The sequence below is a fragment of the Planomonospora antibiotica genome (assembly GCF_014647955.1).
Classification (GTDB): domain Bacteria; phylum Actinomycetota; class Actinomycetes; order Streptosporangiales; family Streptosporangiaceae; genus Planomonospora; species Planomonospora parontospora.
In genome coordinates this window covers 135,658-143,938 of the sequence record NZ_BMQE01000017.1, presented here as the reverse complement: position 1 = coordinate 143,938, position 8,281 = coordinate 135,658, and the positions used below count along the sequence as shown (strand labels likewise).

Below are 8,281 nucleotides of genomic sequence, written 5' to 3'. Positions count from 1 at the left end.
TGAACTCGTCGTGATCGACCGCTGGTTCCCCAGCTCGAAGCTGTGCGGAGCCTGCGGCACGATCCGCGGGAAGCTGCCGTTGAACGTCCGCGAGTGGACGTGCGACTGCGGTGCCGTGCATGACCGCGATGTGAACGCGGCACGCAACATCCTGGCCGCCGGGCTGGCGGCGTCTGCCTGTGGAGACGGTGTGAGACCTCAACGGGAGTCCTCCCGGACGGGGCGGTCGTCGGTGAAGCAGGAACCCCAGCGGGCGACCGCTGGAATCCCCCGCCTTTAGGCGGGGGAGGAAGTCAAGATGTACGACAAGCTCAACAGAGAATGGTCCCCGCTGCTGTCGGGCATCGTGGCGCGCAGGGGCAGCGCTCTGATGATCTACTTCGGTGACCTGGACTCCCTCGGCCACCCGCAGAAGCGAGCCGTCAAGACCCTGCGTGGCAATGCCACCGAGATGGCGGCGAAGACATGCACACTGCCCGGAGTCTGCTGACGGACGGACGGCTGCTCCGCGGGGACGGACGGACGCTCCGCGGGGACGGACGGTCGTTCCGCGACGCGGCTCCGCGGCGCTGTGGGAGGATGCGGGCATGCCGTTCCGGACAGTGACGGCCGCGGTCACAGCTGCGGTCGTGCTCATGACCGGCCTTCCGGCCGGGGCCGCACCGGTCAAGCCGGTGATCCGCCACGCCGGCCTCGGCGTCTGCCGGAACGACGACGGCGTCGGGCGGCGCTCGTGCGGCCCGTGGAGGCTCTGGCTGAGCGACGGCCGCGTCCGGTCGCTCCCTGACGCGCACCGGCCCGACGGCGACCATCCGGCCATGGGCGTCATGGCGCTCTCCCCGGACGGCACCCGCGCCGCGTACTTCCGCAAGAGCGACGGCGTGCTCATGATCTGGGAGGCCGCCACCGGGAAGGCGCGCCGGACCGCGGTGAGGCGGCCGGAGTCCGTATCGGTGACCGAGCTGACCCTCTCCCCGCGCGGGCGGTTCGTCGGCATCGACGGAGAGCACCTCGTCTCCCTGAAACCGGTCGACCGGATCGTGGACACGGCCACCGGGAAGGCCTTCGACCTGCCCCGGGGATACGACCTGGCGAGGTTCAGCCCGGATGAGAAGCACCTGATGGCCACCCACGTGCGCGGGGCGGTGGTCTACAAGACCGGGACCTGGTCGGTGAGACTGCGGCGGTCGGCCTACATGATGGGCGACCTCGGTCGCGACGGCGTCACCGTGGCCAAGGCCCGGCGGGACGACGTCCATCCCTCGAAGAACGCGGTCACCGTCCGCAACCTGGACACCGGGAAGAGACGCACGTTCCCGCTCCGCCTCCGCAAGGGCGAGGCCCCCTACCGGGCGCGCTGGGACAGGGCGGGCCGGCTCGACGTGCTGACCGACTCCTATCGCGGGCGGAGCGGGGAGGAGTACCACGTCTACACCTGGTACCGGTTGGACCGGACGACGGGCCGGCTGCGGCGGCTCGACTCCTTCACCGTCACCTCCGCCGTGGGGGACGTCATCGTCGCCGGCTGACGGCGACGGTTCCGCCCTCGGCGGCCCTCCGCGCTCAGTCGCCCGGTGCTCAGTCGCACGGCGGGCCGGCGGACGGCGTGGGCTCGGCCTCGGGGCGCACCGTCCGCGACGCCCTGGGGGAGCACCGTCCGAGACGTCCCGGGCGCGCCCTCCGCGACGCGCCTCAGAGCCCGAAGACCGCCAGGAGGGTGAGGCCGATGCTCAGCGCCACGAAGGGGACCGTCCTGGGCCGCCGGGCCGCCTCCCGCCGGGAGGAGAGCACCAGCGCCGCGCCCACGGCCAGCGCGATCAGCAGGTGCAGGCCGTACCAGAGGGGGATGGGCACCCGGCCCAGGACGGTCCCGGACAGCAGGTCGTCGGCGGCTCCGTAGCCGGTGATCCCGCCGACAATGATCAGGCCCAGCACCGCGAACGCGTACCGGAACCGGCCGAGCAGGGCCCAGAAGGCGGTGCCCACGCCGAGCAGGAGCGAGGTGCTGTGGTGCAGCAGCCGCACGTACAGCCCTGTGCCCTCTTCGAAGCTGATGTCCAGGATCGAGTGGTAGGCGGCGCTCATGGGGACGCCCCGGAGCGGCTCATAGTCTCCGCTGTAGGGGATCATCTCGCCGCTGGGCGTGTAGAAGAACGCCAGGAAGCCGCCGCTGATCAGGACGATCACGAAACAGCAGAGCAGCATCTCACCCAGCAACTGCCTCACCCGCGCTTGATCCACGGGAGTATTCCACCACGGAGATCGATTCGGACGATCGGGCGGACCGCCGGATCGGCCGCCGGTACGGCTGCACCGGTGGCGCAGCCGTACCGGCTTGCCGGGTCAATCGACGGTGCAGGGCGTGCCGTTGAGGGTGAAGGAGGCCGGCTCGTCGGTGTTCCCGGTGTGGGCGGCCTGGAAGCCGAACTCCGCCGAGGCGCCCGGTGTGATGGTCCGGTTGTAGGAGGCGTTCCTCGCGGTCACCTGGCCGCTGCTCGGTGAGACGGCGGCGTTCCAGGCGTTGGAGACCGTCTGCCCGCCCGGCAGGGTGAAGGCCAGGGACCAGCCGTCGACCGCGGTGGAGCCGGTGTTGGTGACCTTGACCGCGGCGGTGAGGCCGGTGTTCCAGGCGTTCACGGTGTAGGTGACGCGGCAGGAGCCGGTGCCGGGGGTGACGGTGGGCGTCGCGGTCGGGGTGGGCGAGGCGGTGGGGCCGCCGGTCAGGCCGAAGAACCGGATGACGGCCTCGGCCATGCCGCCCATCGGCAGGTTGTGCCCGACCCCCGGCAGGCTGATCGCCTCCACCGGGGCCTGCTCGCCGGTGCTCCCGTAGCGGGTCCGCACCCAGCCCGGCCGCGGGGTGTCGGAGAGCACCGGGGTCTGGCCGATCCCGTGGACGTTCGTCCACTGCTTGATCTGCTCCTGGAAGTTCGGGTAGCGCAGCGTGGCGTCCTCGGTGCCGTGCCAGATCTGCATCCGGGGGCGCGGCCCGCTGTGGCCGGGGTACGCGGCGCGCACCAGGTCGCCCCACTGCTGCGGGGTCCTGACCACCTGGCCGTTGGCGCAGGCGCTGTTCCAGGAGGAGCCGTCGGTGGTGGCGAAGCAGCCGAACGGCACGCCCATGAACGCGGCCCCGGCCTTGAACACGTCGGGGTAGTCGCCCAGCAGGACGTTCGTCATCATGCCGCCGGAGGACGCGCCGGTGACGTAGACCCGGTCGGGGTCGCCGTTGTGGCGCTGCTGGACGTACCTGACCATGGACATGATCCCCACCGGGTCGCTGCCGCCGTCGCGCCGCAGGGCCTGGGGCGAGGAGACGTCGAAGCAGGAGCCGCTCCTGGTCGCGGACGGGTAGACGAGGACGAATCCGTACCGGTCGGCCAGGGAGGCGAACTCCGTGCCCGAGTGGAAGGCCGGGCCGGAGCCGGTGCAGTAGTGCACGGCCACCACGATCGCGGGCCTGGCCGGGGCGCTGTCCGGGACGTACAGGTGCATCCTCAGGTTGGTCGGGTTGGTCCCGAAGCCGGTGACCTCGGTGAGGGAGGCCGACGACGCCGGGGGCGCCGCGACCAGTCCCGTGACGGCGAGTGCCATGACGGCGGCCACCGTGGCGGCCACAGCGGCGGCTACGGTGCTCAGCCCGCCCCTCGCCTTGCTTCTCATCCTCATCGGCTGTCCTGTCCTCCGGGTACGGGCCGCACGGCGCGAGCCTCCTGAAACGTTCCGGAGTATCCGGCGGAACATTTCCACGGGCAAGGCGCTCCGGCACGCCCGCCCGGAGGCGCGCCGATGACCTGGTACGGCCTGCGGGGGCGGGCGCGGCGGGGATGAAACTTTCTTCGCCGGCGCCGGGCCGGGAGGGGGCGGTGGTCCGCCGTACGGCTCAGCGTCGGGACGGCGGGGCGGTGCTCTGCCGTGCGGCTCAGTGACGGGGCGGCGGGGCGGTGCTCTGCCGTACGACGAGTTCGGTGGCCAGCTCGACGCGGTGCTGTTCGAGCTCCTCGCCGCCCGCCAGGGCGACGATCATCCGGGCGGCGGCGGCCCCCATCTGAACCAGCGGCTGGCGCACGGTCGTCATGGGAGGCCCGGCCCACCGGGTGAACGACAGGTCGTCGAACCCGACGACGCTCAGGTCCTCCGGGATCCGCAGGCCGGCCTGGCGGGCGGCCTCGTAGACGCCGAACGCCTGCAGGTCGTTGGCGGTGAAGACCGCGGTCGGCGGGTCGGGCAGGCGGAGCAGCTCGCCGCCGTCGCGCAGGCCGCCCTCGACGTAGAGGGTGCTGACGCGGACGAGGTCCGGGTCGACCGGCACGCCCGCGGCGTCCATGGCGGCCCGGTAGCCGTCGAGCCGGGCACGGCAGCACGGCCACCCGGTCGGGCCGCTGAGCATGGCGATGCGCCGGTGCCCCAGGTCGAGCAGGTGCCGGGTCGCGGCCATCCCGCCGCTCCAGTTGGTGGCGCCCACCGAGGGCGTGCGGTGCAGCGGCTCCCCGGTCGGGTCGAGCACGACCAGGGGGATCGAACGGGTGGCCAGCTGCGACTGCTGCTGGACGGTGAGCTCGGAGAAGACGGCGATGACACCGGCCGGGCGCCGGGCGAGGACCTGCTCGGTCCACGCCCGCCCGGGGGTGAGCCGGCCCTGCATCTCGGTGAGCACCACGGCGAGCCCGTGCTCCCGGGCGACCTGCTCCACGCCGCGGATGATCTCAAGCGCCCACAGGCTCTCCAGCGCGTGGAAGACCAGCTCCAGGATGGCGGCCGGACCGCTCTCCCGCCGCTGGTATCCCTGCTCCCGGAGCACGGCCTCCACCCGCTGCCGGGTGCCGAGCGCCACACCCGGCTGGCCGTTGAGGACCCGGGAGACGGTCGGCGCGGACACCCCCGCGAGGTGCGCGATCTTCGCGACGGTCAGCCCCTGCCGCCCGGGTTCCGCGCTGTCGGGGCCGCTCGAAGTCACCGCCCCAGTCTAGACAGGAGAGCGCGACGGGCCGGTTCAGGCCCGGGGGAGGCGGTCGGTGATCCAGTCCGTCACGAGGGAGAGGAGACCGGGGTCGACGGGCCTGCGGATCTGCTGCTTGTAGGTGCGCAGGCCGCCGCCGTCCGGGTCGCGGCGGAGCAGATGGCTCAGCTCGGGCACGCGCACGGTCGTGACGTCGCCCGTCGCCGTGACGTCGCCCGTCACCGTGACGTCGCCCTCGGTCACGCCGCCGTCGCGGCCCGCGGTGGCGGCGATGGCGTCGAGGTCGGCGGGGTCCACCTGGACGTCGCAGGCCCCGGTGACGGCGAGGACCGGGGCGCGCAGCGCGCGCAGCGCGGGTCCGGGGTCGAAGGCGATGAACTCGCGGTGCCAGCGCGCGTTCGTCCTGCGCCCCTGGATCCGGGCCACGTCGGTCGTCGTGGCCTTGAGCCTGGTGACGGCCTCCGCCTGCTTGGCGGCGAGGTCGGTGCGGAGCAGGCGCAGGATCACCCGGACCGGCGCGGGCAGGTCTCCGGCGATCTGCCGCGTCTGCCAGGCCAGCGTCTCCTCGCCCGTCTTCGCCATGGGCGAGAGCAGCACGATCCCGGCCAGGTCCGCCGCCGGCCCGGCGGGCTCGGCGCCGAGGGCGGTGGCGATGACGGCGCCCTCGCTGTGGCCGACGACGAACACCGCCGCCGGGTCGATCTCCGGGCGGGTCCGGAGCCAGGCCAGCGCGGCGCGCGCGTCGTCGATGTTGTCACCGAGGCCCGCGGCGAGGAAGGACCCCTGGGACTCCCCGGCGCCGCGCTTGTCGTAGCGGAAGGACGCCACCCCGGCCCGGGCCAGCGCGTGCGCCAGGTCGCGGCTGATCCCCAGGGGCATCCGCGGGTGGTTCGCGTCCCGGTCCAGCGGACCCGAACCGGTGATGATCAGCGCCACCGGGTACGGCTCCCGCCCGCTGGGGCCCGTGCTCGTGGAGGCCGCCCCCGCGGAGGTCGCTCCTGCAGAGGCCGTATCCGTGGAGGTCGCTCCCGCGGAGGCCGTACCCGTGGGGGCCGCGCCGGTGGAGGCCGGTGAGGCGGCCGGGTCCGCCGGGACCGTGTCGGCGGGCGGGAGGGCGAGCGTGCCGCCGAGGGCGAGGTCGCCGGAGGAGAACGTGACGCGCTGCTCGGCGACCGGCGCGGGCAGGCCGGCCGACTCGCGGATGCGCGCGGCGAGCTCCACCGCGGCCGCGTCGCTGACCAGCAGCTCGTCGTAGCGGGCACCGCTCAGCGCCACCCGCACGGCGGGCACGTCCCGGCGGGCGACCACGAACGACCGGCTCCCCGCCCGCCGCCAGGTCCCGATCTTCGTCCGCCCGGGGACGGCCAGGCCGGGGGCGCGCAGGCCGCGGACCTCCGCCACCGGGTTCTCCACGACGGCGACCTCGCGGACCGCGGAGAGCGGCACCCGGATGTCCCCGTGCAGCCCCGCCGTCCTCTCGCCCCGGCCGAGCGCCAGCACCAGCTCGCCGCCGGTCACCGTCATCGTCGCCATCATGCGTCCTTTCCTCTATGTCCAACCATGAGTATTCTCATCTTTGAGATTGATGTCAAATATGAGAGTATTCATCCATGAAGACGACGGCCGATCTGCTGCTCCACCCGGTCCGCCTGCGCATCGTCCAGGCGCTGCTCGGCGACCGCCGCATGACCACCGCGGCCCTCGCCGCCGAGCTCTCCGACGTCTCGACCGCCACGCTGTACCGCCATGTCGCGCTGCTGGCCGACGCGGGCGTGCTGGAGATCGTCGGCGAGCAGCGGGTGCGGGGCGCGGTGGAGCGCACCTACGCGCTGCGCCTGGCGGCGGCGCAGGTCACCGACGAGGACCTGGCGGCGATGTCCCCCGAAGACCACCGGCGGGCGTTCATGGCCTTCGTCGCGGGGCTGCTGGCCGACTACGACCGCTATCTCGACCGGGGCGACGTCGACCTGCGCCGCGACGGCGTCGGCTACCGCCAGACCGCCCTGTGGCTCTCCGACGACGAGTTCGCCGCGTTCGCGGCGGACCTGCGGGCCGTGTTCCAGGCCAGGGCGGGCAACGGGCCGGGGGAGGGGCGGATCAGGCGGGTGATCACCAACGTCCTGATGCCGTCCGAGCCTTCGTCGGCGGAGGAGTGATCGCCCTCCGGCCGGGGCGGCCCGCGGCCGGATCCGCGACCGTCAGAGTCCGCCCCAGCCGCGCTCCACCGACCGGCGGCAGCTGCCGGGCTCGTCTCCCGCGCCGGTGAACAGCGCGGTCAGCATGGGCACGGCGTGAGCGAGCGCCTGGTGCGGCAGGGGGCCCGTTATGACGAGGGACGCGAGTCCGTGGCCGATCATCCAGCTCTGCGTCGCCAGCTCCAGGGGGGAGACGTCGTCGCGGAAGCGGCCGGCCGCCCTGGCTCGGTCGGCGGTCCGGACGAGGTAGTGCAGGGTCTCGTCCGCGGCTTCGGCGTCCTCGAGCTCGAAGTCCGCGTCGAACATGACACGGTAGAGGTCGGGGTTCTCCTGGGCGTTGGCCAGGTAGGCGGCGGCCAGGGCGGCGAGGTCCCGCACCGGGTCCGCGGAGGCCGGGACGGCTGCGAGTTTGGCCGCCAGCCGGGTGAAGCCCTCCTGTCGCAGCGCCTTCCACAGCCGGTCCATGCCGCCGAAGTAGGTGTAGACGGCCATCGTCGACACGCCGGTGCCGGCGACCAGCGTGCGGAGCGTGACGGGCTGCCGGGCCCGGAGCATCTGGGCGGCTCGCTCCAGCAGCAGGGACCGGACCGCCGGATCTTTCGTCCTCGCCATCGCGTCAGAATACATAACCTTGCTATGCTTTAATGCATAACGTTGCCATGCTTTCGGGTGGCATCGATCCTGTTCCCGACGTGGAGGAGAAGTCATGGCCGTGACCCTGGTCAACCCCGAAGGCCTGCCGAAGCCCGAGGCCTACCGGCAGCTGTCGATCGCCACCGGGTCGAAGCTGGTGTTCATCGCGGGCCAGGTGGCCCGGGACGCCGAGGGCCGGCGGGTCGGCGAAGGAGACCTCGCCGCCCAGGTCGAGCAGGCCTACCTCAACATCGGCACCGCCATGGCCGAGATCGGCGGCTCCTTCGACGACGTGGCGAAGCTGACCGCCTACGTCGTCGACTGGAGCCCGGAGAAGATGCAGCTGCTGGGTGAGGGGGTGAGCCGGGCGGCGGCGAAGCTGGGCGTCGACCCGGTCAAGCCGATCACGCTGCTGGGCGTCGCGGCGCTGGCGGAGCCGGACCTCCTGGTCGAGATCGAGGCCACCGCGGTGATCGACTAGCCGCGCCCCCGG

At 73.0% G+C, this 8,281-nt stretch carries 10 protein-coding genes; 5 read left to right on the top strand and 5 right to left on the bottom strand.

All coding sequences use genetic code 11. The annotated features are described in order from the left end of the window. The 3 genes from IEZ06_RS17865 to IEZ06_RS17855 all read left to right on the top strand — a co-directional run. Positions 1 to 280, top strand: a 280-nt coding sequence (locus IEZ06_RS17865; protein WP_189237832.1) for a zinc ribbon domain-containing protein, incomplete at its 5' end; no start/stop codon positions are given. A gap of 18 nt (positions 281 to 298) precedes the next feature. After that, complete coding sequence (locus tag IEZ06_RS17860; protein WP_189237831.1) at positions 299 to 490, top strand: hypothetical protein; 192 nt, start codon at positions 299 to 301, stop codon at positions 488 to 490. 97 nt (positions 491 to 587) lie between these two features. After that, positions 588 to 1,529 carry a WD40 repeat domain-containing protein gene (locus IEZ06_RS17855; protein ID WP_189237830.1) on the top strand — a complete coding sequence of 314 codons (942 nt, stop codon included), beginning with the start codon at positions 588 to 590 and terminating at the stop codon, positions 1,527 to 1,529. A gap of 163 nt (positions 1,530 to 1,692) precedes the next feature. Here IEZ06_RS17855 and IEZ06_RS17850 read toward each other — a convergent pair whose 3' ends face one another. The 4 genes from IEZ06_RS17850 to IEZ06_RS17835 form a co-directional block, all read right to left on the bottom strand. Further along, complete coding sequence (locus tag IEZ06_RS17850; RefSeq protein WP_189237829.1) at positions 1,693 to 2,226, bottom strand: hypothetical protein; 534 nt, start codon at positions 2,224 to 2,226, stop codon at positions 1,693 to 1,695. A gap of 117 nt (positions 2,227 to 2,343) precedes the next feature. Beyond that, positions 2,344 to 3,669, bottom strand: a complete 1,326-nt coding sequence (locus IEZ06_RS17845; RefSeq protein WP_229798292.1) for an extracellular catalytic domain type 1 short-chain-length polyhydroxyalkanoate depolymerase — start codon at positions 3,667 to 3,669, stop codon at positions 2,344 to 2,346. A gap of 253 nt (positions 3,670 to 3,922) precedes the next feature. After that, positions 3,923 to 4,957: a LacI family DNA-binding transcriptional regulator gene (locus IEZ06_RS17840; protein WP_189237828.1), complete on the bottom strand. Its 1,035-nt coding sequence runs from the start codon at positions 4,955 to 4,957 to the stop codon at positions 3,923 to 3,925. 36 nt (positions 4,958 to 4,993) lie between these two features. After that, entirely contained in the window at positions 4,994 to 6,496 is a 1,503-nt protein-coding gene (locus tag IEZ06_RS17835) for an alpha/beta hydrolase family protein (protein ID WP_203871977.1), read from the bottom strand. 74 nt (positions 6,497 to 6,570) lie between these two features. Here IEZ06_RS17835 and IEZ06_RS17830 point away from each other — a divergent pair, with 74 nt between their 5' ends. Then, complete coding sequence (locus IEZ06_RS17830) at positions 6,571 to 7,116, top strand: helix-turn-helix domain-containing protein (RefSeq protein ID WP_189237827.1); 546 nt, start codon at positions 6,571 to 6,573, stop codon at positions 7,114 to 7,116. A gap of 42 nt (positions 7,117 to 7,158) precedes the next feature. On the opposite strand, the gene IEZ06_RS17825 is transcribed toward IEZ06_RS17830, so the two are convergent. Beyond that, positions 7,159 to 7,767, bottom strand: coding sequence for a TetR/AcrR family transcriptional regulator (locus IEZ06_RS17825; protein WP_189237826.1), 609 nt, complete (start codon positions 7,765 to 7,767; stop codon positions 7,159 to 7,161). Positions 7,768 to 7,861: 94 nt separating this feature from the next. Here IEZ06_RS17825 and IEZ06_RS17820 point away from each other — a divergent pair, with 94 nt between their 5' ends. Beyond that, positions 7,862 to 8,269, top strand: coding sequence for a RidA family protein (locus IEZ06_RS17820; protein WP_189237825.1), 408 nt, complete (start codon positions 7,862 to 7,864; stop codon positions 8,267 to 8,269). Positions 8,270 to 8,281 lie beyond the last annotated feature (12 nt).